Here is a 26,267-nt window from a genome sequence, read left to right as displayed (position 1 = left end):
TGTCGCTGATCGACTTCGCTGAGGGCGCAAATCCGGACGCTCTGATCGAATCCAGTTATTGCTAATTTTGGAATCTGTCAACCAGACCTCATTGCTGATTCGCCTATCTGTCAACCTGCGCAGAATCTCATGTTGGGCGGACTGATGTTAAAGGAAGGGATTGTGTTCGGTCGGCAGGGCGCCGGGGAGGCCAAGCCTTTGCTTGGCATGCAACCTGAATAAGTCCGAAAGTCTCGAGCAGAAGGTGAGGGCACTGCTGGCTGAGCGTCGACAGCATATTAGCTATGAAAAGGAGTTGGTGGCGGCGGTAAGCGCTTGTCAGTAGGGCTCAACTCCTGCAATTGCATGCTAATTTTTCGCGCCTACATTGTAGGTCGTAAAAATTAGCATGTAGCCCGTGCAGGTTCCCTGCCAGTCGATCTTTACGTCTTTACACCTAGTGTAAAGCTGGTTGTTCGGACCGAATCCCATTATTGCTGATTCAGCCCTTTGCCAACCTAAAGTCATTGCTGATCTGCCAATCTGTCAACCTGCGCAGAATCGCAGGCTGCCCAGCCCGGAATAATTTTTGGAATATTTTGCAGCTGGTTTTGTCGTCCAGCCAAGACATGGAAAGGGAGCAAGGCGCCGTGCGCGGTGTATTATTCGCCATTCATCTTGAACGCTAGGAGCCGTGATGCAACATCTGTCCGATGCAACAGTTCGCGAAATCATAATTTTGTCGGAAGCACGACTAGCGGCGATCCCTCAGGATCAAACCCGAGATCAAATATTAGAAAGCATCCTCGGAGACCCTAGCCCAGAAGAAAAGGCGCTCCGGGATTCGCTCAATAAACTCAGTCATCACCAGGCTCTGGATCTGGTGGCGATGATGTATGCCGGTCAATACATGGTCGAGAGCGAACCCTATGAAAACGACCAGGATGATGACGAAGGTATGGAGGAGCAGCTCCCCAGGGAAAAGTTCGGGGATGTTTACAAGGATCATCTCCGCAATTTTCAGCATGACGATGCCGCTACACTGATCAGTATGTGCGAGCAGAAAACCAACGTGCTCCACCGGTATCTCAAGGCTGCTCTGGGGCGCCGCTACGGATGAGATTTAAAACTTGAAAACAACTAAAACCCGAGCATGCTCGTACCACTTTCTGTACCAAATGAGGTTTTTTCAGGGGGTTTCAGGGGTGTTTATTGCCCCGCAAAGCCCCTATATCCCCATTTCCTAATACTCCAGCTAATCCGCACATGGTGCATAAACCCTATGTGTTCCGGACCCTCCAAGGCTATGGGTGCTTGGTACGTACCACCGCGGTGCTTCATGCCGAGCGCAGTCGTTTTCACACAGCCTGTTTCAGGTCCTGTTTTGGAACGGACATAGTGCTCTGATCTTTCACCCGTCCCCTCCGGCGCAAGCGCATCATCAGAGCGCGCCGCCGTAAGTGGTCTGACTTTTTCGAGTGCATGCAGAGCCCGATCGTTCAATAAAATTTCCCGTGTGGCTTTGGTCGGGAGCTTTTCCCGGACGTTTTCATCGACGTGTATCCGACAGGTTCGGGCGTTTCGCTGTCGCGGGTCGACCTCGCTGCCGCGCAGGGCCATCAACGCTCCCGGGCGCGACAGGTATAAGAAAGCGCCTGGAAATGACGTAGGGGGATAGGGCGTCACATGCATCGGGAAATTAATCGACAAGCTCCACTACTCTGGCCCCGGTTTTTTGGGGGGGGGACCTTGTTTTTATGGGGCAGAGGGGGACTTCGCGGAGTGGCGTGATTTCAATTCATGGTCTATTTGTGTATTCCGGCGCGGGGCCGGCTCAAGGAGATTGCCATGCATTTGGTTGTGGAAAGACCTTATCCCGTGGACTATATCCATCCGAACGGAGAGCAAGCAAAGATTGACTTCATTTGGGGAGATCCAAAAAGTATGGCGCCTATCGGAATTACTATTTGGCTCAAGGCTGGCAATGACAGGGTAAAGCTCGGCGAGGAAATGGGCGAGTGGCGCACCTTCGGCGAGGCCTTGCGACACGGTATTGATCTCGCGTTCACCTGGCTTGGTCGCTGAAACCGAACGTTTGATGACAGGGCTCATGCCGCCAGCAGCTGTTCTTGCTGGCGGGGTGGACGGCTCGATGATTGAATCGGCCTTTGCCGTGGCCGACGATAAGAAGGGACTCTGGTCCGACTTAAATATGGAACCACGCCAGTGTGCCCAGCACGACACTGACACCCACTGCGCTGTACGCCACCTTTTTGAGCCACTCCTTGCGCGTCAACAAGGTAATCGCCGCCAGCGAAATAGCGATCTGAATCGCAGTCATCGCCTGCGCCCAGCGGTGATGCTGATGCAGTGCCAACTCTGACTTTTCATCCCACTCTCGAGCCTCTGTTTCGAGGGCCTCGGCGTTCTTGCGCACGATTTCTTTCTCATTTTTATAGCGCAGGGCTTCGGCGGTGTAATGCGCGGCATCGAGGCCGGGGATATGGATCGCCAGTTCAGAGAGGTTTTGCCGGCTGGATTTAGCCTGGTAGTAATTCCACAGGTTGGACGCTTCGGTTTTCTTGATCGCGGCGTTGTTTTTGTCCATGGCCGCTTCGCTCTCCGTGGAGCCGGCCTGATAGCTGAGCAATGCGCCGAGGGTCGCCATAATCGCCGTCATCACCGCTATCTTGCCCGCGAAATTGTCGCCGCTGGCATGGGCGTGTTCGTTGACGTGTTTCAGGTGATGTTCGTGCGGACTGGGGACTTCGAAGTCTTCAGACATGGACGTTGGTCTTTGGGAGTGGATAAGTGGTGAAGTGTAAAGGTAGTCATCATCGAAGGCGCTATTTCTCGACGTGCCGGGCACTATTTTTTCGACCCAGAGCACACCCTCTGCGTTTAGCCAATTCCCACACGGTTATGCAAAACAGAAGGGCTGATTTCGTCGGTGCTAATTGTGTACCTCAGTTAAACCTTTCGAATGCATAACGTGGTCAGTCCTATTCATGCCAGCAGGTTGTGTTTTATGACTGTTTCACCTCGTTCAAACGCTAAAAATCCAGTTCAACCCAACCTCCATTTCATCAAGAGCAATACCCCCGCCTGGCTAAAAGAGGCAGACCCCACGCTACGTGAAACCCTGCGGGTGCAAATGGCAGTCAGTAGTTTTTCGAGAACGCGGGTCGCCGAGGTGCTTGAGGAACTGCAGAGCATTGACACATTCGCCGAGCCTTTGTTGACCAAGGCGTTGCAAGACTGGTTCAACGTGAAAGTCGATGTGCGCACCGCGATATTCTTTAACCGCAACGTCGACTACAGAACATCCAGCAGCAGTCTGCTCGAAGCTGCGCTGCAAAACTTCGAAGCGCACGAGGGTAAAGACGGCGCCTTCAAAACAGGCTCTGGCGTATTCCTCAATGAGCACTCTGGAGAGCGTCTGCCTATTACCCCTGAACAGTTCGCCCGTGCCTGTCGCAATCTGAACCTGGGGCAACTCTATCAGGATCACCTCGATTCGGTATTTCAGCCCTACACCGGGCTGGATGAAAACCCTGTGGCGGTACGTGCTAATCGTCGAGCGCTGTTCCTGGTCAGTGAGCGGGATGCGCTATCGGTTGAAATCACTGTCGCGCGCATCAAAGGGGATATCAGCGAAAGCGCCCATCAGATGATGTTGCAGGTGGCCGCTCAGCGCTCGGAGGCGTCACTGCCGAGTGTCGTACGATTGACCCTGTTCGAGACGCCGATCCATAAAATAGTGGTGATCAGCGCGGATCGAAGCCATGAGGATGGAAAGGCGTTGCCCTGCGTGGCGTATATCCCGGGAGACCCCCTGCACCCGTTGAAGGAGTACGCCTCAACTGCTGATTTCGCCAAGGCGCTGACCGAGCGTTTGGGGTCAGCGGATTATCAGCAGTTCTTCAGTCGTTTTATCACTCAACGGCAGCGGCCAGCTTTTTTCAAAGCCCTGAACACACGTCTTTTCCCTTCGCTGCCTTACCGCGTCTTCACCCCAGACCCTGTTCTGCAGAAGGGCGCAGTTGGCACGTCCTTGATCAAGAGAATGTTCCCCAGTCCAAGTGCCATCTGGACGCAAACGCTGGATAAAAATGCCACCCTGAGCTTCGGCGAAACGCCGTTGGTGGGTAACCTGTTCTTGACCCTTTACCGTCAGCAACTGCAACAAGTGCTCGATGATGCGCGCTACTTGGTGGTGCGCACCGACGATGAGGATTTCAAGAGCAGCCTGGCCTTCTACGATGAGTTTCTGAGCATTGGTTTGAGTGTCCTGAATCTCGCGGCCTTTTTCGTTCCGGGTGTGGGCGAAATCATGATGGTGGTCGCCGGCGCGCAGCTGTTCAACGAGTTATTCGAAGGTGTCGAGGCCTGGAATCATGCGGAAGTCGAGGAAGCGCTGGCGCACCTTTTTGGTGTGGCAAGCAATGCCGCCTTGATCGTTGTGTTGGGGGCGAGCGGGGCGTCCCACGTGCCGGCCGTTGAAGGTTCGGCCTTTATCGACACGCTGATCGAAGTAAAACTGGCCAATGGTCAGAGTCGTCTGTGGAAGGTTGACCTCAAGCCGTTTGAGTCTGACGTACTGCTGCCTGATTGGGTCGCGGCGGATGCCGAAGGGCGCATCACGCTTGAGGGCAAGGACTACCTGCCATTGAACGACAAACTCTATCGGATAGCGCTTGATCCGGCGATCAACACCTGGCGGCTCAAGCCCCCGGTCTATGTCGAAACGTATTCGCCCCTCCTTGAACATAACGGCGCAGGCGCATGGCGGGTCGAGGGCGAAAGCCCGCACAGCTGGCAGATCAACACGTTATTCAAGCGGTTGGGGTATTCGGTAGATTCCTTTTCCGAAAAAACAGCCGAGCACATTCTGGCACTCACAGGGACCGATGAAACGCTGCTGCGCAGGATCCACCTGGGAAACCAGGCTCCGACACCACAGTTGGCGGACACCATAAAACGGTTTCGACTGGACCAAGAGTTGGTGCAGTCCGGTGCGCACGAGGACTTGCCCGCAATATTCAACGCGCAGTATCAGGCTAGCGAGGCCTCCGCCGATCCGCTCATCAATGTGATCAAACGGGACTTTCCGAGCATTACAACGGCAGCCGCCAAGGAGATCATTGTCGAGGCTAATGCGACCGAAATTGCGCAGATGACCGGGCAGCAACGCATTCCTTCGCGACTGGCGGGACAAGCCCGTGTTTATGTACGGGAAACACAACTGAACCGTGCCTATGAAGGTTTTTTCCTTGCCTCGGGCAGTGCGCACCCAGACACCCTAAAGCTCGCGCTGGTCTCGCTTGAAAAACTGCCGGGCTGGCCGACAGACCTGATGATCGAGGTCCGACAGGGCTCGACGGGCGGCGAGTTGCTTAATCGTGTCGGCAGCCCGACGGCATCGCAGGTTAAAACGCTGGTCAAGCGTGGCAAGACTTATCAGGCTCATGACAGCGAGGGCAACGAGCTACACGCGCCTGCTGATTTTTTTACGGCGGTCATGCAGGCGTTGCCGGACTCGGCCCGCGAGTCGATTGGCGTGTCCGGCGTCTGGAACGTCAGCCAGTTCAGAGAGCGTTTGGCCGCAGTCGCCATGGGTCAACGTGATCACGCGGCCAGGGTTCTCGGCCAATCGCGCGCCAAACAGAGCTTCACTGTGCCGTCCCGTCTATCCAATAGCCGAATCGGCTACCTGTTGAGTGGACGTGGGGCGATGGCAGCGGCTGTTGTGTACCAGCAAGAGAGCGCAGAGGCGCTCAGCGAAAGACTGCGCACGTTTTATCCTGAAAGCGCTGATGCGGGCCACGTCGACCGGTTGGCCGGCCGAGATGTAGCGCGGGTCAGCGCGCGTTTGAATGAGCAGATTCAAGCATTTGGCACTTTGCGCAATGCGCTGGACGGCTGGGTCGATATTTCGGAGTCCAATCCGCTGCTGACTGCGCTGGAACGTCAAACAAGAGGGCGAATCGCAGACGAACTTTCTCGTGCCTGGCGCTACAGCGAGCATGTGATAGCCGTCATGCCAGAGCCGCGCACTACGTTTAGTCTCGATTCCGTTACCTTGCCTGACCTCTCCGATCTGCCGGATCTGCCGGATTACTACAGCAAAATCGAAGAAATCATCCTAAGCAATGTGACGGCTGATGCCGAGCAGTTCGATGTGTTCTTGAGCAAATTTACAGGGCTAAAAGAGCTGTCTATTACTAACGGCGGGCTTTCACGTGTGCCTGCGGGGCTGACCGGGTTCGCCCAACTGAATTATGTGTCCATAGCTTGTCAGGACATGGTGATCAGTCAGCAGGCCATGGATATATTCGTTGCTATGCCTCGGTTGCTGACGCTGGATCTGTCGGGCAATACATTGGGCAGCTTTGCCGGTAGCAGCGGATTGAGACTGGACGTGTTAGCCCTTGAGTCGATGGGGTTGACCGAATGGCCGCAGTGGGTCGAGGACATTCCACTGCAGGAACTCGACATATCCGATAACCAGATCGTGCATTTACCCGATCATATTTTGCAGAACCAACGCCACAGCAACCAACATTTGACTGTCAGGGCCTACGGGAATCCGATTTCCCATGACGATCTGCAGACCGCATGGGTCAATGACAGTGGCTGGAATCAGCGATATTCGTTGCTTGCGGATTATCCGGACGACATCAGGGCGCTTCACTCACGTCGCTCGTCGCCCTCGGAGTCTGAGGCTTCGGACGATCTATTCTCCGCTCCTGAATCTTCAGACTCGGAGCCACCGACTCCAGATCCGCAGGCCGCGGAGGGTGTGCATCTCTGGCAAGTGCCGGGAAGTGATTCACTGAACAGCCGAATCGAGCTCGCGTGGCAACGGGTTGAGGAGACCAACGATGCCCCCGACCTGCTATCGCTGATTCAACAATTGCGAGGCAGCGAGGATTTCAACCGGGTCCGTGAAGAACTGACCATTGAAGTACTTGGGGTGCTGGAGGCTGCGGCAGAAGACGCTGAGTTGCGAGGCACTCTGAATGCGCGAGCTGCACAAGGTTGTGAAACCTGCACAGACGGTGCGCGCTTGCTGTTCAGCGATGTTCAGGTGGAGGTCTACAGCCGAAATGCCCTGTTGAACGTGCCCGAGGAAGGCAAAGGCGGTGTTTTGTTCAAGCTGGGTAAGAGTCTGTTTCGTCTCGAGGCCGTCGAAGCAATCGCCGAGAAAGATATCGCCACCAGGAAGAGCATGAGATTGCTCGTCGATGAAGCCGAGGTACGTTTGGCTTATCGAACGGATCTGGCTGACCGGCTGGGTTTGCCTGCACAGCCCCACGGCATGAATTATCGGCGGATAGTGGGGGTGAGCGAGGATGCGATCATCAGCGCCGAAGGCACCGTTTTGCAGCGTGAACAGGCGCTTGAGTACGTTGACTCGATGATCCAGAAGCGCTTCTGGAGCGATTACTTGCACCAGCACTATGCGGCTCGGTTCGAGGAACGACTGGCGGCTTTCGATCTCCGACTCGAAGACCTCACAGCGGCACCCCCGGCAATGGAGGGTGAGTATCTCAATCAGGTGAATGCCTTGCGCCAGGAGCGAGAGGAAGAAGAGCTGCGCGTGTTGAGCGAGTTGACCTTGCTGGAACGGTGGACGTTGGGAGGCATTTGATCACGGTCATTTGATCGTCTCCCGCAGACTGCCCGGCAGCCAAAGTGCCTTCGGCTGTCGGGAAGTGTCGGGTGTGAGCCCTCGCTCGACTTAATACCCGGTCATTTCCAGATACCCGGTGCCCGAATGACTTCCGCTCAACTGCACCGGGCCTTCCCAGTACGGGATGCGCAGGTTCATCCAGGCATTGGGGTTTAGCGCGGTTGTGGTGATGTCGAGGTGTTTTTCGGGGATTTTCACTCCCCAGCGGGTTGGCAGCGCGTGCCCGGCGACGTCACTCGAGGTCAGTGGCGTGAGCTGGATCTCTGGCCCCTTCAATACCTGTGTCTGGCCGTCAGCGCTGATCCAGGTGCCTGTCAGATACGGCTCGCCGTTTTTCTGCCGCATCCGGTACAGCATCAGTTGTTCGCCGCTGTCCAGGTGCATGGAAAACCAGTCCCAGCCCGTTTGATTGGCGGTCAGTGGCTGGCTGCTCCACTCACGGTCCAGCCAGGCGGGGCCCGCTACCTGATACGTCTTGCCGTCTATTTCGACGGTGCCCTTAGCTTGGAAAAATGGCTGGCTGTAGTAATACGAGGCTTGGCCCTGTTCTGACTTCTGACTGAAACCTTGCTCGCCTTGCAGCACCAGCGGTTGGCTGGTTGTCAGTTGCAGTCGATAACTGAAATTCTGTCCACGGGCGTGCAGTTGCATGTTTGCCAGCGGTTTTTCGAGGCCTGACTGGCTGTCGAATGTCCAGTCATCGATCCACGCCTTGAACGGCGAGGCGTTAACCCCGGCTTGCTCGACGCCGCCGCGGGCGTAACGTTCGGCGGCATAGTGCCGGCTGGCCGAGGTCACTGCGGCATGGCCCATCCAGATCGTTTGATTGCTCCAGCCCTGCACCTGGGTATTGGCTTTCAGCGTGTTGCGAAACAACGTCCATTGCACGCCGAAGGTCCGGCCCTGGTCATCCTTGAGGTTGGCGGTAACGTACCACCACTCGATGCGGAAACCGTCGTGGGGGCCGTGATCCCGAGGAAAACTGAACACCTTGCCCGGGACGACCCGAGCAAACGTCGAGGCCTGGTTACCCAGCCCGGCAAAACCATCGGCAGGCGGCTTTTGATCATCGCAGGCACTCAAGAGCAGGGTGCCGAGCAAGAGCCATAGCCATCTAATCCTCATTGGCAAAGGTCCTCAGCAGGTCGGCCGGGCGACTGCGATACAGCTTGATCAACGGCCACGCCGAGGCCAGCAAGGTCGCCAGCAGGGCCAGCCCCATCAACTGCACCAGTTGGGCAGGGAACACCTGCAACGGCAAGCGCCAGCCAAAGGCTTGCACATTGATCACCGCGTCCAGGCACCAGGCCAGCAGGAGACCCAATGGCAATGCGAGTGACAGCGTTAGCACTGCCAGCAGCCAGGTTTGTCCCAGATTGAGCAGCATCAGTTGGCGTCGGGTCACGCCCAGTGCCCACAGCGGCGCCAGTTGTCCGAGCCGACTCTGGCTTTGGGTCAGCAGGCTGATGAACAACGCCACTCCCGCGACCCCCAGTGTCAGGCTATTGAGCGCGGCAGTGGCGGCGAAGGTGCGTTCGAAGACCTGTGTGGACCAGCCCTTGAGCCGACTTTGATCGACGATGCGACTGTCTTCCAGGGCAAAGCGCGACTGAAGTTCGCGCACCAGCGGCGGTACCGACACAGGGGCGATGCGCAGATTGAAGCGATTGGGCGACAACTGCGGCCAATAGCGCAGCAGGTGTTGAGCGTTGACCAGCAGATGGCCCTTGGGATTGCCGTAGTCGGCGTAGATCGCGACGATGCGCGGCGACCACTGACCTTGTGGTGTGGGAATCGTCAATTGATCGCCGACCTGAACCTTGAGCCTGCGTGCCAGTTGCTCGCTGAGCATCAGGGTGTCGTCCCGGGCCAGTTGATCCCAGGGATCGTCCGCCTGAGTGTCCAGCAACGGCCAGTGCTGACGGTAGGTCGGGTGGTCGATCACGCCGACTACATCCGCAGGCCAGCCCTGTAGCTGGATCGAGACCTGCCAGGTGGGTAACACGGCCTGCACCTGTGGCTGCTCGTTGAGCCAGGCCTGGAGGCTACGTGCCTGGGCCGGGTTCTGTGGGTTGAGGTATAGCTCTGCGGTCAGCCGTTGTTCCAGCCAGTTATTGAATGTCTGGCGAAATCCCGAGGTCATGCTGCCCGCACCGATATTGGCGGCCAGGGCCAACAACAGCGCCATCAGAGCCAGGCTCAACGCCGGTAACTGCTGGCGGCAATCGGCAAGAAACCACTGGCCCAATACCGAACGACTGCGGCCCAGTAAGGCTTTAAGCAGCGCATTGAGGAGCACCGGCAGGCTCAGTGCCGCGCCCAGCATCAGGGCGGCCATCAGCACAAAACCGCTGGCCAGGCTGTCACCCAATAACAAGGCCAACAACGCCGTCACGCCTGCGATGGCCGCCACCCCCGCCTGGCGTCGCAACCAGCGAGCATAGGCTTGATGCCAGGCCTGTGCGTTGGCCAGGGCCAGCAGTGGCAACCGCGCTGCACGCAACAAGCTGCTGGCCCCGGCCAGCAATGCACCGAATAGACTCAAACCCACACCACTGGCCCACCACAACGGGCTCAAGCTCAATTGTCCGGCCACTTCGGCGCCGTACAGGCCCCGCAGGCTGGCGGCGACATCGGGTAACAACAGGCTGGCCAGGAAGTAACCGCTGACGACCCCGGCGAGGCCTCCCAGCAAGGCCAGGCCACCCAGCTCCACGCCCAGGCTGAGGATTAACATACGGGCGCTGACACCGCAGGCGCGCAGAGTCCTGAGCAGTCCGCGCCGCTGCTCGAGTGCCAAGCCAATGGCGGCATGCACGATAAATAAACCGACCACGAACGACAGAAAGCCCAGTGCATCGAGGTTTAAATGAAAACTCTCGGTCAGGCGCGACAAGTTGTTTTCTTCACCGCTGCTCTTGAGCACCAGTTGCCCGACCAGTTCAGCAGGCAATGCCGGTTGTGTGGCCGCAAAGTCTTTAGGCAACAACAGCCGCGAGACTTGGTCAGGCATGCCCAGCAGGTGTTGGGCGAAGCCGATATCCACCAGCAGTAACCCCGGGGCCATGTCGGCCTGACTGTGCAGCGGTGGCAAGGCCAGCCCATTCTTGGTCAGGGGTTGGTCACCTTCGTGATAACCCAAGACCTGCAGGGTTTGCGGGGCGATCCAGGTGCTGCCCGGCGGGCTGAAAAATCCAACGATCTGCGCCATGTCCAGGGCTTGCCCGGCCACCGCCGAACCGCCTGGCAGCGACACCGGTTCGATGCCCATCAATTGCAGGCGCTGATCATCATGCCCCTTGAGCGAGAGGCGTGCTTGCAGCACTGGAGACACCGGCCAACCCGCGCGGCGCAGACTGACAAACACCTCCTGAGAGAAGGACGCGCCATTCGGTGCGCTCAGACTGGCTTGGGGTTCGCCACCGATCAACTGGCTGGCACGGGCGTAACTTTCCCGCGCCTGACTGTTCAGCGCTTGCACGCCGGTCAACAGGCTGGTCGCCAGCCACAGCCCGGTCAGCACGCTGAAAAACTGCACCGGGTGCTGACGCCAATGGCTGAGCAGGGCGTGTAATGTCCAATAAAATACGCGCATCTCAGCGCTCGCCGACATCGGCCAGTCGCCCGCGATGCAGTACCACTCTGCTTGCCAATCGAGCCGCTACTCGCGGGCTGTGGGTGACCATCAATAAACTGGTCGGGGTGTTTTTCAGCAGGTCCAGGAGCAGTTGCAGGACTTCATCGCTGGTGGCTTCGTCCAGATTGCCCGTGGGCTCATCGGCCAACAGCAGGCCGGGACGCGAGGCCAGCGCGCGGCCGATGGCAACCCGCTGTTGCTGACCGCCGGACAGCTGTTCCGGGTAGCGCTTGAGCAGCGCGCCGAGTCCCAGCCGCTCGATCAGCTGTGCTTGCCAGGACGGATCATAACGTCCGGCCAGGCGCGCCTGGAACGCCAGATTGTCGTCGACTGACAGACTGCTGATCAGGTTGAACTGTTGAAACACCAGGCCGATCTCGGTGCGCCGCCAATGGGCAAGCTGTGCTTCGCTCATTTGATCCAGACGATGCCTGCCGGCGCGTATACTGCCGCGATCGATCTGGTCCAGCCCGGCCACCAGGTGCAGCAGGGTGCTTTTACCGCTACCCGACTCTCCCATCAGTGCCAGACTGCTGCCGTGTTCGAGCTGTAAATCGACCCCTTGTAACACCGCCAGCGGGCCTTGTGGCGTCGCGTAGCTCTTGAACACGCCTTGCACCTGAAGCATGAAGTCACTCGCCTGACAAAGGGGTAGGCAAAGAATAGCGGGTGTCCGCCATCATGTGTCAGGCAGATTACGCTGCCCCCTTTTTTGATTCAGCTCAAACTAACATGCCGACTCAACAATGCCCGCAGCGCCGCCGGTTTGACCGGTTTCGACAGGTAATCGAGGCCGGCAGCGTGGATCTGCGCGATCAGTTCAGGTCGACCGTCCGCGCTGATTACCACGCCGGGTACCGGCTCACCCAGTCGCGTGCGCAACCAGGCCATCAGCGCGGCGCCGGTATCACCCTCATCCAGGTGATAGTCCACCAGCGCCAGCTGCGGATGCACGCCTTTGCCCAGCAGGGCTTCGCACTCACTGCGATTGCGCGCCGTCCACACCTGACATCCCCAACGCGTGAGCAAGCTGTTCATCCCGATCAAAATGCTGTCTTCGTTGTCGACGCACAGTACCTGGGTACCGCTCAGTGGCTGGTGGGACTTGGGCTCGGCAGGACTGGCGGCCAATGGCATTTGATGAGTGGCCAGGGGCACAGTGACGCTGAACACGCTGCCTTTACCCGGCCAGGAGCGTACTTGCAGTTCATGACCCAATACGCGGCAAAGTCCGTCGGCAATGGCCAGCCCGAGGCCCAGGCCTTTTTCGGCACGGGTCTGATGGCTGTCCAGGCGTTTGAACTCTTCGAAGATCATCTGACGTTTGTCTTCCGGAATACCTGGGCCGCGGTCCCAGACTTCAAGGCACAGCTGCGCGCCTCGACGCCTTACGCCCAGCAGTATCGGGCCCTTGCCGTAGCGGAAAGCGTTAGTCAGGAAGTTTTGCAGAATCCGTCGCAATAACTTTATGTCGCTGTCGATCCGCACGTTGCTGCCGCGTACCCGGAATTTCAAGCCTTGTTCCTGGGCCAGTGCCTTGAACTCGGCGCCGAGGGTGTCGAACAGCGCACTCAGGGGGAACGGCTGAGGATTGGGTGTGATCTTGCCGTTTTCCAGGCGAGAAATGTCCAGCAGGTCGCTGATCAGGTCTTCTGCGGAGCGCAGCGAGCTGTCCAGATGGTGCACCAGTTGCTGGGCCTCGCTGGAGATCTCGTCTTCCTGGTGGGACAGGGCTGCCGAGAACAGTCGCGCCGCATTCAGCGGCTGCATCAAGTCATGGCTGACCGCTGCAAGAAAGCGGGTTTTCGACTGGTTGGCGGTTTCCGCTGTACCTTTGGCCTCGGTCAGCGCCACGTTCAGTTGTGACAACTCATGGGTACGCTCGGCGACGCGTTGCTCGAGGCTTTCATTGGCGCCTTTGAGCGCCTGCTCGGCTTCACGGAACGCGGTGATGTCAGTGAAACTCATGACGAAACCGCCGCCGGGCATCGGGTTGCCAATCAGCTCGATGACGCGTCCATTGGGGAACAATCGCTCTGAGGTATGGGCTCGACCCTGGCGCATCCAGTGCAGCCGACGCGCCACATGCACTTCGGCTTCACCGGGACCGCACAGACCACGTTCGGCGTTATAGCGGATGATGTCTGCGATTGGTCGGCCAACGCTGATCAGGCCTTCCGGGTAATTAAACAGTTCCAGATAACGATGATTCCAGGCCACCAGTTTCAGCGATTGATCGACCACGCTGATGCCTTGGGTGATGTTTTCAATGGCCCCTTGCAGCAGTGCCCGGTTGAACTGCAGCACCTCGGAGGCTTCGTCGGCGATGCGCACCACGTCTTCGAGCTGCATTTCCCGGCCTTCGATGGCGGCCTTGACCACTGCGCGGGTCGAGGACGCGCCGAGCACACCAGCCAGCAAGCGCTCGGTGTGGGCTATCCACTCCCCGTCGGCGTTCTGGTTCGGGCTGAAGCCCTTGCCCTGACGATAGGCGAAACGAATAAAACTCTGCCGCGCGCGCTCCTCACCCACGAAGCGCGCCGACAGGCTCAATAAATCCTCGATCTGCACCGCCAGCAACGAACGGTTGCTGGGGCGCGCACTGATTTCCTGACCGATGAAGCGTCCAGCCTGCCAGTGTTCGGAGACCCTTGTGCGTGACAGCACCGACACCCAGGCGAACAGCGTGAAGTTACCGGCAAGCGACAGCACCACGCCTTGGGTCAGCGGGGTAATCGGTAAGTGCAATGGGTTACCGTGTAGCCAGGCCAGCCCCGGGAACAGGGTGAGCGTCCAGCCTAGGCTGTTGGCCGCAATGGGTAGCACCAAGGTGTAAAACCAAATAAAGGTGCCGGCTGCCAGGCCAGCGAATACGCCTCGGCGGTTGGCTTGTTTCCAGTACAGCGCGCCGAGCATGGCCGGGGCCAGTTGAGTGATGGCGGCGAAGGCGATTTGGCCGATGGTTGCCAGACTCGCCGTTGAACCGAGCAACCGGTAGCAGACGTAAGCCAGCAACAGGATCACCACGATGCTGATCCGACGCACCGACAGCATCCAGTGGCGGAACACCTCGAAGGGGCGCTCTGCGGTTTTGCGGCGCAACAGCCATGGCAGCAGCATATCGTTGGAGACCATGGTCGACAACGCAACGCTGGCGACGATCACCATACCGGTGGCCGCCGAGGCGCCACCGATAAACGCCAGCAGGGCCAGCGCCGGGTGCGCCTGGGCCAACGGCAGGCTGATCACGAACGAATCGGGCAGCACCGAACTGGGCAGTAGCATTTGTCCGGCCAGGGCGATGGGCACTACAAACAGCGCAGCCAGGGCCAGGTACGTCGGAAAAACCCACCGGGCGAGCCTGAGATCCTGGGGCTCGATGTTCTCGACAACGGTCACGTGAAACTGCCGTGGCAGACACACTATGGCCATCATCGCTACGCCGGTTTGAACCACCATCGACGGCCAGTTGACGGTTTCCTTCCAGTACTCTTCCAGGCGAGGGGCGATCATTGCCTGACTGAACAGGTCATCGAAACCGTCGTACAGGCCGAAGGTGACGAACGCGCCCACTGCGAGAAACGCGAACAGTTTGACCAGCGCTTCGAAGGCAATTGCCAGCACCATGCCGCGGTGGTGTTCGGTAGCGTCGAGGTTGCGAGTGCCAAACAAGATGGTGAACAGTGCCAGGATCAGCGAGACGATGAGTGCGGTGTCCTGGGCGCGGGTGCCCGTGGATTCGGCGACTGCACCGATCAGCAGGTTCACCCCCAGGACGATGCCTTTGAGCTGCAAGGCAATGTACGGTAAAACACCGACCATACAGATCAGTGCAACCACCACCGCCAACGATTGCGACTTGCCATAGCGTGCGGCGATGAAGTCAGCGATAGACGTGATGTTCTCTTGTTTGCTGATCATCACCATCTTCTGCAGCACCCACGGCGCCAGCGTCAGCAGTAATATCGGGCCCAGATAGATCGGCAGGAACGACCAGAGTTGCTCGGCCGCTTGGCCCACGGCGCCAAAAAATGTCCAGCTGGTGCAGTACACCGCCAGCGACAGGCTGTAGACCCAAGCCCGCAGGCGTGGCGATAGAGGCGCACTGCGTCGATCGCCATAAAAGGCGATGGCGAACATAACGGCCATATAGGTCAGGGCGACTGCAGCAATCAGCCCACTGGACAGCGACATGTAAAACTCCAGGTAGCGCTAGATAGCTCTCAACAGCGCTCGTTAAAAAATGACCGACCGGAAGCGATCCTGCTCCGGCTGGACAGTCTCGCATGATGTTCAGGGTTCGTCAGTGCCGACCAAGGTCTTGGCGCGGCCTGGTGCCGCAGGACGAGGTCTGCGGTGTTGCATATAGGTAAAATAGATGACCTATAGAGAAATTACCCGTTATATAGATATGCAGTCGAACTATAAGCTCATTTCACCTCATAGGAGGACTGGAGAAGAGCATGCCTTGCCTTGATACGCCTGCGCCATACGCCGTTGCCAACCAACGTAATCTGCCGTTGAACACGCTGAGTCATCCGCGAGAAGTGATTCGCCAATTCACCCCGAATTGGTTCGCCGCGACCATGGGTACCGGCATTCTGGCCCTGACGCTGGGGCAATTGCCCGTGCAGATCCCGGGTTTGCACCTGTTGGCCGAGGGGTTGTGGCTGTTCAATATCGCGCTCTTCGTGCTCTTCAGTCTCGTGTATATGGCGCGTTGGGTGCTGTTTTTCAATGAGGCGCGGCGAGTGTTTGGGCACTCTACGGTGTCGATGTTTTTCGGCACCATCCCCATGGGGCTGGCGACCATTATCAACGGCTTTCTATTCTTCGGCCTACCTCGATGGGGCGGAGCTATAGTGCCTATTGCCGAGACGCTGTGGTGGCTGGACGTGGCTATGGCGCTGGCCTGCGGGGTGGCCATTCCGTTCATGATGTTTACGCGTCAGGAGCACAGTATCGACCAGATGACGGCCGTGTGGTTGTTACCCGTGGTCGCGGCTGAGGTGGCGGCAGCCAGTGGTGGTCTGCTGGCACCCCATCTGACCGACGCCTCCGCGCAATTCGGCGTGCTGATCACCAGCTACGTGTTGTGGGCGTTCTCGGTACCCGTAGCGTTCAGCATCCTGTCCATTCTGTTGTTGCGCATGGCCCTGCATAAATTGCCCCACGAAAACATGGCCGCTTCGAGTTGGCTGGCGTTGGGTCCGATTGGCACCGGAGCGTTGGGCATGTTGTTGATGGGCGCAGACGCACCGGCGATTTTTGCGGCCAACGGTTTGCCCGGGCTCGGAGAGATGGCGGATGGTATCGGGTTGGTGGCGGGTATCACACTGTGGGGATTCGGCTTGTGGTGGATGCTGATGGCCGTGCTTATTACCGTGCGCTACCTGCGCACCGGCATCCCGTTCAACCTCGGCTGGTGGGGATTCACCTTTCCATTGGGTGTCTACGCATTGGCGACCCTAAAGCTTGCAGCAAGGCTGCACCTGACATTCTTCTCGCTGGCCGGTTGTGCGTTGGTGTGCTGTCTGGCGATATTGTGGCTGATCGTCATGAGTCGGACCGTATGTGGTGCCTATAAAGGAGAGCTGTTTGTTTCACCTTGTATTGCGGGGTTGGGTGCTGGGGTCAAGTGAGTATTAAAGACGTGGGAGACGATCAAACCAGACGCGTCCTATCGACATCTGCTTGCGTAACGTTTCCAATGTGGCTCGGAGTCGACATAGACACTCCAATTAAAAAGCCGACCCCGGCGCTATTCGAGTACACGGACGATGAGTCAGTCGCAATTCAGTTTGCTGGTAAAACGGCGGTTTCTGCCGTTTTTCATCACCCAGTCCCTCGGGGCCTTCAACGACAATATCCTCAAGCAATCATTGATCCTCGCCATTCTCTATAAGCTGAGCATCGACGGCGATCGCTCGATTTGGGTCAACCTGTGTGCGCTGTTGTTCATTCTGCCGTTCTTTTTGTTCTCGGCATTGGCGGGTCAGTTTGGCGAGAAATACGCCAAGGATGCCTTGATCCGCCTGATCAAACTGGGCGAAATCGCGATCATGCTGGTGGGCGCGGCGGGGTTCATGCTCAACCACCTGTGGATGATGTTGCTGGCGTTGTTCGCCATGGGGACGCACTCGGCGTTGTTCGGGCCGGTGAAGTACTCGATCCTGCCGCAGCACTTGCATGAGGATGAATTGGTCGGTGGCAACGGGCTGGTGGAAATGGGCACCTTCCTGGCGATTCTGGCCGGTACCATCGGCGCCGGGATCATGATGTCTTCCGCGCACTACGCGCCGATCGTTGCGACAGCGATCTTGTTGGTGGCGTGTCTGGGTTATATCGCCAGTCGCAGCATCCCGCGCGCAGCGGCGGCTTCGCCGGAAATGCGCCTGAACTGGAATATCTTCAGTCAATCCTGGGCCACCTTGCGTTTGGGACTGGGTCAGACGCCGGCCGTGTCACGCTCGATTGTCGGCAACTCCTGGTTCTGGTTCGTCGGCGCGATTTACCTGACGCAAATTCCGGCCTACGCCAAAGAGTGGCTGTATGGCGACGAGACCGTGGTCACGCTGATTCTCACCGTGTTCTCCATCGGTATCGCGCTGGGTTCGATGCTGTGCGAGCGATTGTCCGGGCGCAAGGTAGAGATCGGTCTGGTGCCGTTCGGCTCGATGGGCCTGACCGTGTTCGGGCTGCTGCTGTGGTGGCATTCGGGCGGCTTTCCACAAAACGTTCAGGCCAATGACTGGCTGACGGTGCTGTCTTATGGTCAGGCGTGGTGGGTGCTGAGCGATGTGCTGGGCATCGGTGTTTTTGGCGGCTTCTATATCGTGCCGCTGTACGCACTGATCCAGTCGCGCACCGTCGAGAACGAGCGTTCTCGGGTCATCGCGTCCAACAATATCCTCAATGCGCTGTTCATGGTGGTGTCGGCCATCGTCTCGATCGTGCTTCTCAGTGTGGTCAAACTGTCGATTCCGCAGCTGTTCCTGGTGATCTCGCTGATGAACATCGCGGTGAATGCCTACATCTTCAAGATCGTGCCCGAGTTCACCACGCGGTTCATGATCTGGCTGCTCGGCCATTCCATGTACCGCGTCGAGCATCGCAACCTGGAGCTGATTCCGGAAGAAGGTGCGGCGCTGCTGGTCTGCAACCATGTGTCCTTTGTCGATGCGCTGTTGATTGGCGGGGCTGTGCGGCGGCCGATTCGGTTCGTGATGTATTACAAGATCTACAACCTGCCGGTGCTCAACTTCATTTTCCGCACCGCTGGCACCATCCCGATTGCCGGACGCAACGAAGACCTGGCGATCTACGATCAGGCCTTCAAAAAAATTGCTGAATACCTGAAAAATGGTGAGCTGGTGTGCATCTTCCCTGAAGGCAAGCTGACTGCTGACGGGGAGATCAATGAATTTAAAGGTGGCCTGAGCCGGATTCTGCAAGACACCCCAGTGCCAGTGATTCCACTGGCACTGCAGGGCTTGTGGGGTAGTTTCTTCAGCCGAGATCCGAACAAGGGAGTCTTTCGTCGGCTGTGGTCGCGCATCACCGTAGTTGCCGGCCCCGCCGTGGCAATGGAGGCGGCGTTACCGGCGAGTTTGCAGGCGCGAGTTGCGGAGTTGCGAGGCACGGTTCGGTAGTTGATCTGGCGTAGTGCAACTTCAAGCACTCAGCTTGAGCCCCACCAGTCCACACAGAATCAAGCCCACGCTGGCCAGGCGGAACAGCGCCGTGGACTCGCCGAACAGAATGATCCCGGCGATCACGGTGCCTATCGCACCGACACCGGTCCATATCGCGTAGGCAGTGCCCAGCGGTAGTTCTTTCATGGCCAGGCCGAGCAGGCCCAAACTGACCAACATGGCCGCGACGGTGAGGGCTGTAGGCAAGGGGCGGGTGAAGCCTTCGGTGTATTTCAGGCCGACGGCCCAACCGACTTCGAACAGACCGGCGAAAAACAGAATGATCCAGGACATGATGACCTCCTATAAAGGGGTCGTCCCCGAATCGTTTTTCTTGATGGATCAGTCAGGTCGTCCTGGCTGTGCGCAGTATTTTGCACATAAACGATTCGGGGGCAAGTCAGGTATCGATAACGCGGCTAGTCTGCAACGGGCCGAGTGGCGAGTTCGCGGTCTGCTTTTTCACTCATGCGCCGGAAATACGTAGAAAGCAAGGCGCCGGAAATGTTGTGCCAGACGCTGAACAGCGCGCTGGGCACGGCGGCCAGCGGCGAGAAATGGGCGCTGGCCAATGCAGCACCCAGCCCGGAGTTTTGCATGCCGACTTCCAGTGCCAGGGATTTGCGCTGCGCCAGCGGCAGCTTGAACAGCTTGCCGGTGAAGTAGCCGAGCACAAAGCCGAAACTGTTGTGCAGCATCACCACCGCCATGATTAACAGGCCTGACTCAGCGATTTTCGCCTGGCTGGCGGCAACCACCGCTGCGACGATCAATACGATGCTGACCACGGATACCAGCGGCAAGACGTCCACCGCCGCTTTGACTCGATGGCCGAGCACGCGTTGTGCGACAACGCCAAGCACGATTGGCAGCAAGACCAACTGCAGAATCGACCAGAACATGTCCATGAAAGACACCGGTAACCAGGCAGAGGCCAGCAACCAGATCAACGCGGGTGTCAGCAGCGGGGCGAGGAGGGTGGTCACTGCGGCGATAGCGACCGACAACGCCAGGTCGCCACGGGCCAGCCAGGTCATGACGTTGGAGGAGGTGCCGCTCGGGCAGCAACCCACCAGAATCACGCCCACAGCGATCTCCGCGGGCAGATGAAACGCCTGGCACAGCAGCCAGGCGACGCCGGGCATGATCACGAAATGCGCGACCACCCCTAAGGCCACACGCCATGGATGGCGAGCGACTTCAGAAAAATCATCGAGCTTGAGCGTCAGGCCCATGCCGAACATGACCAGGCCCAGGAGCGGCACGATGGCGCTTTTTAAACCGATAAACCATTCGGGCAGCGCAAACGCCAACACTGCAAACAGCAGCACCCAATAGGCGAAGGTATTCCCGACAAAGCGACTCAACGCAGCCAGCGCACGCATGGCTTGTTCCTTTTTTTATTAGAGGGGAAATGCGCTACCGCAACGGGTAGCGCATGACAGCTGATGGCTTAGATGCCCTGTGGCAGTTCTTCGCCGCCCAACGCTTCAAACAGCTCAGGCAGGAATTCGCCGAAGGTCAGCATCATCAAGGTGAAGCTGGCGTCCAGTTGGCCAAGGGCTTCCTCGCCACCGTCCTGTTCGGCCTGATCTTGCAGCAGGTCTTCGAATTTCAGGCGTTTGACCACCATCTTGTCGTCCAGCACGAAGGACAGCTTGTCCTGCCAGGCCAACGACAGCTGGGTGACCACCTTGCCGGTGCTCAAGTGCAGCTGGATTTCATCGCTGGTCAAATCCTGACGCTTGCAGCGCACGATGCCGCCATCTTCATGGGTATCACGCAGTTCACACTCGTCGAGGACGAAGAAGTGGTCAGCCGCTTTCTGGGACTTGACCCATTCGGTCATGGTTGCACTTGGCGCGACTTTCACCGTCAGTGGGCGTACCGGCAGCGAACCGATCACTTCACGCAGGGTGGAGAGCAGGTCTTCGGCGCGTTTCGGGCTGGAGGCGTTAACCAGAATCAGACCCTGTTTCGGCGCGATGGCAGCAAAGGTCGCCGAGCGACGAATAAAGGCGCGGGGCAGAAAGGCCTGGATGATTTCATCCTTGATCTGATCACGCTCCTTCTTATAGACCTTGCGCATTTGTTCGGCTTCGATCTCTTCGATCTTTTCCTTTAATGCATCACGCACCACGCTGCCAGGCAGAATGCGTTCTTCCTTGCGTGCGGCAATCAGCAGGAAGTCCTGACTGACGTGAACCAGAGGAGCGTCCTCACCTTTACCGAACGGTGCGACGAAACCGTAAGTGGTCAACTCCTGGCTGGCACAAGGGCGAGCCTGTTTGGTCGCCAATGCGGTTTCCAGCGCCTCGGCATCAAAAGGCAGATCTTGGGTCAGGCGATAGATAAGCAGGTTTTTGAACCACATGGGGTGAATCTCTCCTTTGTACAAAGTGGGGGCATTATTCGCTCCTCGGCCTCTGCGGCCAACCCTGTGCTAAGCCTTTGGCAGGATTATAAAAATTATTTAAAAAAGTGCTTGCCAGAGATAGGGTCGCTATATAGAATGCGCGCCACACCGAGAGTGAAGGGTGATTAGCTCAGCTGGGAGAGCAGCTGCCTTACAAGCAGCGGGTCGGCGGTTCGATCCCGTCATCACCCACCAATCCTTCTCAGTGTTACGCGCAGCGGTAGTTCAGTCGGTTAGAATACCGGCCTGTCACGCCGGGGGTCGCGGGTTCGAGTCCCGTCCGCTGCGCCATATTAAGCTTCAAGGCCCTTGAACTCCTTGAAGCAACAAAAAGCGACCTTAGGGTCGCTTTTTTTTGCTTTCTAAATACCCAAAACTAATCGCTGAAGCTTGGGGTTGTGCTCCCGATTATCATCGGGAGCCAGCAATCAGGGGTGTCCCTGTGCCCGCGTCGACAAAGTCTACCTCCGCTCCAGGCCGGTAGACTTCCGAAATCCATCGGCGGGCTAATTGCGTTGATCGTTCACTCCTTTGGTGAGTCCGATGTCGCGGTCGTTTTCGATCACGGCAGGGGTGCGTCTGCGGCAGATGTTCCCGGGACAAAAGCAACGCTGCCGGATTCGCGGACATGGAACAGTCGGGCGCCGTTATTCGGCTTAGTGGTAATTACCTGATGGTCGGCGGCCAGGTAGCCAAGAGGCAGCTGATGAATATCGTGATACTGGGTGATGATGATCGTGTGCTGCGGGTCCCATGTCTCGCCGCTTTTCTTCTCTAGCCATGCCATGAATGCGGCGCTGTTACCGTCGCGCGGAAAATCCTCGCTTTCCGGAACATAGTAAAAAGGTGCGCCTTTATTTTGCAGGTACATCGGCAGTTTATTGTCGACCTCGACCAGCACCATGCGCCACTGACTCCAGGGCGCACTTTTGCTGGCTTGCGCCTTTATGTCTGCGGTGAACTGCATGACGCCGCCACCACCGTTGGTCCAGGGGTAGATAATGCCCAGCACCAGCAAGAGTGTCACCGCCGCAGCTGCGATGCCCTTCGTCCAGCCTGGACCGCTGATTTTGCCAGCCTCCCGTCGTTCGGCCATGTGTCGGGTCACCCACCAGGCTGACAGCAGCTGTGCGAATGGCACCAGAGGTAATACGTAGTAGCTGCGCCGACTGCCGCTGGCAGTGAAGAACACAAACAGCAAGCCCAGGCCCCAGATCAGCCAGCGGGTGTTTGGTTCGATCTGCTTCCAGTTGCGCAGAGCCAGCCACAGGCCAAGTATCCAGCACGGCGCCCAAGGCAGGGTATAGATCGGCAGGTAGAGCAGGTAGGTATAGATCGGGCCGATATTATCGAACGGGTGGAAAAACCGTACTACGTTCTCCCTGAAGACCAGGCCCAGGCCGCTCTCGGCGTAGCTGGGCGTGCCATACAGGTGCGACAGCATGAATGGCACCATATAGAGCGCGCCTGCGATCACTAGCGCCAGGCAAAAGCGCCAGTTGAGATGACGCTTCCAGCGCCCCTCGCTGAGCACGTGCGGCAACAGCATAAGCCCTGGCAGGATGAAACCAATCAGGCCTTTGAGCAGGGACGTGAGCGCCAGCAATACAAAGAACACTATGTAGCGACTCAGGCGAGTGTCATCCGGGCCGCGCCAATACCACCAGACGGCCGCGAGCACGCCGCACACGGTAAGAACATCGGCCGTGGCTACCCGTGCCCAGAAGATGAAAAAGAACGTCGTCGCCAGCAGCCAGCCGGCGATCAGTCCGGTGCCTTTGCGGAAGAGGCGTTCACCAATGAGATAGACCAACCAGATACTTAGCCAGGCGCTAATCACTGACGTCAGTCGTAATGACCAGTGGTTCAGGCCGCCCATCAAACTTGCCGTGGCGGTGATCAGCCAATAAGAGGGCAGTGGTTTGTCGTAATAGGGTGCGCCTTTGAGGTAGGGGTCGAAATAGTTGCCTGTTTGTATCATCTGTAAGGCGATGTTAGCCCAGCGGGTTTCAGCGCCCCAGAGTTCCCTTGCTCCGAGCCCCAGCAACAGAATCAGTGCCGATACAGCGAGCAACAGTGTCAATGCTCCCCTGTCGCTTCTCCAAAACTTCATTCTTATAATTTCCATAACGCGACCGAGTGCCCCCTGGAATTTCGGGCCTTGTCGTACGGCACGACAAGGCGCGTCAATGTTATAGGGTGGTTTGTCAAATTGGTGTCGGGATGGCAAAAAAAAAGCATTATTCGGCCAACTTTTATGGCGGATGGGCGGTTGATGCTCGTGTGGATGTTATTTCCGTTAATCTCGTGGTCAGGGGCTCGCTGAGAGTGCGGTCTTTTCTCAGGCCGACGTTTTCCTTTACAGTGCGTTCACTCTTTTTTCACGGCGGCATATCTAAACTCTCAGAGGTTATTGAACTCAAGCGTTTGCGGATGAGTGCGCAATGTTGTTATCGATGTGCTCGTAACGCTGCGCGGCAGAACTCAATGGCCAGGTGCTGTTTAAGTTTCCTGATGAGGTCGGTGTCTAGACGTGTTCGGTCTTTGTTTGGGGGGTATTGATAGTCTGTTTGTAATTTGCTTATAGGGTGGCTCGCAACATGGAAGCATTGAATCGTTCACTTTTTTTAATGATCAATGCTGGTGCAGATCCTGCCCCCGGGATGCTGTGGGTGGCCATTATCGTCGCGCAGTGGCTGATTTATGGTGTTCCCTTGTTACTGGCAGGATTTTGGCTCTGGGGAGGCCCGCAACGCCGTGCGGCGGTATTGGTTGCCACGCTGAGTTTGCTGGTTGCCCTGAGTTGCAATCAGTTGATTGCCGCCGCCTGGATGCACCCTCGGCCATTTATGATTCAGTTGGGGCATACGTTCATGGGCCATGACGCGGAATCTTCCTTCCCCAGCGACCACGCCGTGGTGTTTTTCTCGGTGGGGCTGGCACTTATCTGGAGCGCCTTGCGCAATGTCGGTGCTTTACTTGTGTTGATCGGTGTCGTTGTGGGGGCCTCCCGTGTTTACCTGGGCGTGCATTTTCCATTCGATATCATTGGCGCCTTTCTTGTGGCCATCGTCAGTAGTTGGGTTGTCATCACAGGGCTAAGCGTTGGTCAGGTCAAACAGCAACTGCTGCAGGGGTTGGAAGGACTGTATCGGCGCCTGTTCGCTTTTGCGATCAATAAAGGATGGGTTCAGGCTTGATCAGTGGCTGATGTTTATGCCTGAACAGATAATTCTACGTTGAGGCGTTGCAAGGTTGGAGAGGGTTCGGCAACCAACGATGGGGCTTCGCTAAGTTCGTCCATGTGTCGTATAGAACGTTTTGAATAACCCTCCCTTGAACAGAAGGTTATTCATCAATAAGAGTCAACTTTTTCAGGGTTAGATAGCTGAATACTTGATCAACGATGCCAGAGCTTTTGTACAAGGGCTCTGGCATCTGGATCAATCAATCAGAGGGGATTGCTGGAATCCCATTTTTGTTGCGGGATTGGCAGGTTGCATGACTCGCCTCGGCCCATCGGGAAGTACGTAAAGCCTTTTTGAGCCATGCGTTCGGCGTCATACAGGTTGCGGCCGTCGAAAATCACCGGTGCTTTCAGGCGCTTGTGAATTTCATCGAAGTCGGGCGCCTTGAATAGCTGCCACTCAGTGCAGATGACCAGCGCATCCGCACCACTGAGTGCTGATTCCAGCGTGCCCATGAGGGCAAGGCCCGGATGGTCACCATAGAGCAGTTGGGTTTGCTGCATGGCTTCCGGGTCATAGGCGCGCACATTTGCTCCAGCTGCCCACAAGGCTTCCAGCAGGACACGACTGGGGGCGTCGCGCATGTCGTCGGTGTTGGGCTTGAAAGCCAGGCCCCACAAGGCGAAGGTCTTGCCTTTGAGGTCTCCTTTGTAGAAGGCGTTGAGCCGATCGAACAGTTTGTGCTTCTGTCGCTCGTTGATCGCTTCGACTGCCTGCAACAGATCGTTGGAGCAGTTAGCCTGGTCGGCACTGTGGATCAGGGCGCGCATGTCCTTAGGGAAGCACGAACCACCATAACCGCAGCCCGCATAGATGAAGTCGTAGCCAATGCGCGAGTCGGCGCCGATGCCTAGACGTACCGATTCAATATCGGCGCCGAGGTGCTCGGCCAGTTCGGCGATCTGGTTGATAAAGCTGATCTTGGTCGCCAGCATGCAGTTGGCGGCGTACTTGGTCAGCTCGGCACTGCGCAGGTCCATGAACATGATGCGGTCGTGGTTGCGGTTGAACGGCGCATACAGGTCGCGCATGACCTCACGCACTTCTTCACGTTCGCAACCGATCACGATGCGGTCCGGTTTACGGCAGTCGGTAACCGCAGAGCCTTCTTTAAGGAATTCAGGGTTGGAGACGATATCGAACTCCAGCGGGCGTCCCGCCAGGGCTTTTTCGATATGAGCACGCAACGCGTCGCCGGTGCCGACGGGTACCGTGGATTTTTCGACGATGATCAGGGGGGTGACCCGATGCCTGACGATCGCATCGCCGACAGAAAAAACGTAACTGAGGTCTGCCGAGCCATCGTCGCCGGAGGGTGTCCCGACAGCAATGAACAAGACTTCGCCATGTTCGACCGCGAGCTTTTCGTCGCTGGTGAAATGCAGGCGCTTGCTCTCAAGGTTATCCCGAACAAGATTGGCCAGCCCAGGCTCGAAGATGTTTACCTGGCCTTGGGAAAGCTGCTTGACCTTGTTCTCATCGATGTCCATACAGATGACATCATGACCGACCTCGGCGAGCACCGTCGCTTGCACGAGACCGACATAACCACTACCGAATACACTGATTTTCATGCGCAGTTCCTAAGGTTTGTTGC

Annotated in this window: 16 protein-coding genes, 2 tRNA genes and 1 pseudogene; 9 read left to right on the top strand and 10 right to left on the bottom strand. The window is 57.5% G+C overall.

Going from position 1 to position 26,267, the window contains the following annotated elements:
• Positions 1-205: 205 nt before the first annotated feature.
• From RGU44_RS25080 to RGU44_RS11955, 3 genes and pseudogenes are all read left to right on the top strand, one after another.
• Positions 206-325, top strand: a pseudogene (locus tag RGU44_RS25080) (hypothetical protein); the annotation flags it as partial.
• 351 nt (positions 326-676) lie between these two features.
• On the top strand, positions 677-1,099 hold the full coding sequence (locus tag RGU44_RS11960) for a hypothetical protein (protein WP_322180541.1): 423 nt from the start codon (positions 677-679) through the stop codon (positions 1,097-1,099).
• Positions 1,100-1,827: 728 nt separating this feature from the next.
• Positions 1,828-2,064 carry a hypothetical protein gene (locus tag RGU44_RS11955; protein ID WP_322180540.1) on the top strand — a complete coding sequence of 79 codons (237 nt, stop codon included), beginning with the start codon at positions 1,828-1,830 and terminating at the stop codon, positions 2,062-2,064.
• A 121-nt stretch (positions 2,065-2,185) separates the two neighbouring features.
• On the opposite strand, the gene RGU44_RS11950 is transcribed toward RGU44_RS11955, so the two are convergent.
• Positions 2,186-2,764, bottom strand: a complete 579-nt coding sequence (locus RGU44_RS11950) for a DUF4337 domain-containing protein (protein ID WP_322180538.1) — start codon at positions 2,762-2,764, stop codon at positions 2,186-2,188.
• 243 nt (positions 2,765-3,007) lie between these two features.
• On the opposite strand from RGU44_RS11950, the gene RGU44_RS11945 reads away from it, so the two are divergent.
• On the top strand, positions 3,008-7,633 hold the full coding sequence (locus RGU44_RS11945; RefSeq protein WP_322217279.1) for an NEL-type E3 ubiquitin ligase domain-containing protein: 4,626 nt from the start codon (positions 3,008-3,010) through the stop codon (positions 7,631-7,633).
• Positions 7,634-7,723: 90 nt separating this feature from the next.
• On the opposite strand, the gene RGU44_RS11940 is transcribed toward RGU44_RS11945, so the two are convergent.
• From RGU44_RS11940 to RGU44_RS11925, 4 genes are all read right to left on the bottom strand, one after another.
• A complete protein-coding gene (locus RGU44_RS11940; protein WP_322217276.1) occupies positions 7,724-8,800 on the bottom strand; it encodes a lipocalin-like domain-containing protein in 1,077 nt (358 codons plus the stop codon).
• Positions 8,790-11,270: an ABC transporter permease gene (locus RGU44_RS11935; protein WP_322217275.1), complete on the bottom strand. Its 2,481-nt coding sequence runs from the start codon at positions 11,268-11,270 to the stop codon at positions 8,790-8,792. The genes RGU44_RS11940 and RGU44_RS11935 overlap by 11 nt, the downstream gene beginning before the upstream one ends.
• A gap of 1 nt (position 11,271) precedes the next feature.
• Positions 11,272-11,940 carry an ABC transporter ATP-binding protein gene (locus tag RGU44_RS11930; protein ID WP_322217272.1) on the bottom strand — a complete coding sequence of 223 codons (669 nt, stop codon included), beginning with the start codon at positions 11,938-11,940 and terminating at the stop codon, positions 11,272-11,274.
• Between the two features lie 89 nt (positions 11,941-12,029).
• On the bottom strand, positions 12,030-15,506 hold the full coding sequence (locus RGU44_RS11925) for a PAS domain-containing hybrid sensor histidine kinase/response regulator (RefSeq protein ID WP_322217270.1): 3,477 nt from the start codon (positions 15,504-15,506) through the stop codon (positions 12,030-12,032).
• A gap of 269 nt (positions 15,507-15,775) precedes the next feature.
• Here RGU44_RS11925 and RGU44_RS11920 point away from each other — a divergent pair, with 269 nt between their 5' ends.
• Both RGU44_RS11920 and RGU44_RS11915 read left to right on the top strand, forming a co-directional pair.
• Positions 15,776-16,954, top strand: a complete 1,179-nt coding sequence (locus RGU44_RS11920; protein ID WP_322180525.1) for a TDT family transporter — start codon at positions 15,776-15,778, stop codon at positions 16,952-16,954.
• A 138-nt stretch (positions 16,955-17,092) separates the two neighbouring features.
• Complete coding sequence (locus RGU44_RS11915) at positions 17,093-18,964, top strand: MFS transporter (RefSeq protein WP_322217267.1); 1,872 nt, start codon at positions 17,093-17,095, stop codon at positions 18,962-18,964.
• Between the two features lie 21 nt (positions 18,965-18,985).
• Here RGU44_RS11915 and sugE read toward each other — a convergent pair whose 3' ends face one another.
• The 3 genes from sugE to rdgC form a co-directional block, all read right to left on the bottom strand.
• Complete coding sequence (gene sugE / locus RGU44_RS11910; protein WP_322180521.1) at positions 18,986-19,300, bottom strand: quaternary ammonium compound efflux SMR transporter SugE; 315 nt, start codon at positions 19,298-19,300, stop codon at positions 18,986-18,988.
• A 125-nt stretch (positions 19,301-19,425) separates the two neighbouring features.
• Positions 19,426-20,391 carry a bile acid:sodium symporter family protein gene (locus tag RGU44_RS11905; protein WP_322217264.1) on the bottom strand — a complete coding sequence of 322 codons (966 nt, stop codon included), beginning with the start codon at positions 20,389-20,391 and terminating at the stop codon, positions 19,426-19,428.
• Positions 20,392-20,459: 68 nt separating this feature from the next.
• Positions 20,460-21,380: a recombination-associated protein RdgC gene (gene rdgC, locus RGU44_RS11900; RefSeq protein ID WP_219061542.1), complete on the bottom strand. Its 921-nt coding sequence runs from the start codon at positions 21,378-21,380 to the stop codon at positions 20,460-20,462.
• 161 nt (positions 21,381-21,541) lie between these two features.
• Here rdgC and RGU44_RS11895 point away from each other — a divergent pair.
• Together RGU44_RS11895 and RGU44_RS11890 are read left to right on the top strand one after the other, a co-directional pair.
• Positions 21,542-21,617, top strand: a tRNA-Val gene (locus tag RGU44_RS11895).
• A 19-nt stretch (positions 21,618-21,636) separates the two neighbouring features.
• Positions 21,637-21,713: transfer RNA gene (locus RGU44_RS11890), tRNA-Asp, on the top strand.
• A gap of 271 nt (positions 21,714-21,984) precedes the next feature.
• On the opposite strand, the gene RGU44_RS11885 is transcribed toward RGU44_RS11890, so the two are convergent.
• Complete coding sequence (locus RGU44_RS11885; RefSeq protein WP_322217262.1) at positions 21,985-23,535, bottom strand: ArnT family glycosyltransferase; 1,551 nt, start codon at positions 23,533-23,535, stop codon at positions 21,985-21,987.
• A gap of 487 nt (positions 23,536-24,022) precedes the next feature.
• Here RGU44_RS11885 and RGU44_RS11880 point away from each other — a divergent pair, with 487 nt between their 5' ends.
• Positions 24,023-24,622 carry a phosphatase PAP2 family protein gene (locus RGU44_RS11880; RefSeq protein WP_322217260.1) on the top strand — a complete coding sequence of 200 codons (600 nt, stop codon included), beginning with the start codon at positions 24,023-24,025 and terminating at the stop codon, positions 24,620-24,622.
• A gap of 251 nt (positions 24,623-24,873) precedes the next feature.
• Here the strand turns inward: RGU44_RS11880 and RGU44_RS11875 are convergent, their stop codons facing one another.
• Entirely contained in the window at positions 24,874-26,244 is a 1,371-nt protein-coding gene (locus RGU44_RS11875) for a UDP-glucose/GDP-mannose dehydrogenase family protein (RefSeq protein ID WP_322180513.1), read from the bottom strand.
• Between the last annotated feature and the right edge of the window lie 23 nt (positions 26,245-26,267).

The organism is Pseudomonas sp. 5C2, from assembly GCF_034314155.1.
Lineage (GTDB): Bacteria > Pseudomonadota > Gammaproteobacteria > Pseudomonadales > Pseudomonadaceae > Aquipseudomonas.
The sequence above is the reverse complement of the archived record's forward strand: the minus strand, read 5'-3'. Positions and strand labels throughout refer to the sequence as shown.

Excerpts from the sequence above, each read along its gene's own strand:
- RGU44_RS11905 (WP_322217264.1), bottom strand. The coding sequence starts at position 20,391 with ATGCGTGCGCTGGCTGCGTTGAGTCGCTTTGTCGGGAATACCTTCGCC.
- RGU44_RS11950 (WP_322180538.1), bottom strand. The coding sequence starts at position 2,764 with ATGTCTGAAGACTTCGAAGTCCCCAGTCCGCACGAACATCACCTGAAA.
- RGU44_RS11915 (WP_322217267.1), top strand. The coding sequence starts at position 17,093 with ATGAGTCAGTCGCAATTCAGTTTGCTGGTAAAACGGCGGTTTCTGCCG.
- RGU44_RS11945 (WP_322217279.1), top strand. The coding sequence starts at position 3,008 with ATGACTGTTTCACCTCGTTCAAACGCTAAAAATCCAGTTCAACCCAAC.
- RGU44_RS11880 (WP_322217260.1), top strand. The coding sequence starts at position 24,023 with ATGGAAGCATTGAATCGTTCACTTTTTTTAATGATCAATGCTGGTGCA.
- RGU44_RS11925 (WP_322217270.1), bottom strand. The coding sequence starts at position 15,506 with ATGTCGCTGTCCAGTGGGCTGATTGCTGCAGTCGCCCTGACCTATATG.
- RGU44_RS11940 (WP_322217276.1), bottom strand. The coding sequence starts at position 8,800 with ATGAGGATTAGATGGCTATGGCTCTTGCTCGGCACCCTGCTCTTGAGT.
- RGU44_RS11960 (WP_322180541.1), top strand. The coding sequence starts at position 677 with ATGCAACATCTGTCCGATGCAACAGTTCGCGAAATCATAATTTTGTCG.
- RGU44_RS11875 (WP_322180513.1), bottom strand. The coding sequence starts at position 26,244 with ATGAAAATCAGTGTATTCGGTAGTGGTTATGTCGGTCTCGTGCAAGCG.
- RGU44_RS11930 (WP_322217272.1), bottom strand. The coding sequence starts at position 11,940 with ATGCTTCAGGTGCAAGGCGTGTTCAAGAGCTACGCGACGCCACAAGGC.
- RGU44_RS11885 (WP_322217262.1), bottom strand. The coding sequence starts at position 23,535 with ATGAAGTTTTGGAGAAGCGACAGGGGAGCATTGACACTGTTGCTCGCT.
- rdgC (WP_219061542.1), bottom strand. The coding sequence starts at position 21,380 with ATGTGGTTCAAAAACCTGCTTATCTATCGCCTGACCCAAGATCTGCCT.
- RGU44_RS11920 (WP_322180525.1), top strand. The coding sequence starts at position 15,776 with ATGCCTTGCCTTGATACGCCTGCGCCATACGCCGTTGCCAACCAACGT.
- RGU44_RS11955 (WP_322180540.1), top strand. The coding sequence starts at position 1,828 with ATGCATTTGGTTGTGGAAAGACCTTATCCCGTGGACTATATCCATCCG.
- sugE (WP_322180521.1), bottom strand. The coding sequence starts at position 19,300 with ATGTCCTGGATCATTCTGTTTTTCGCCGGTCTGTTCGAAGTCGGTTGG.
- RGU44_RS11935 (WP_322217275.1), bottom strand. The coding sequence starts at position 11,270 with ATGCGCGTATTTTATTGGACATTACACGCCCTGCTCAGCCATTGGCGT.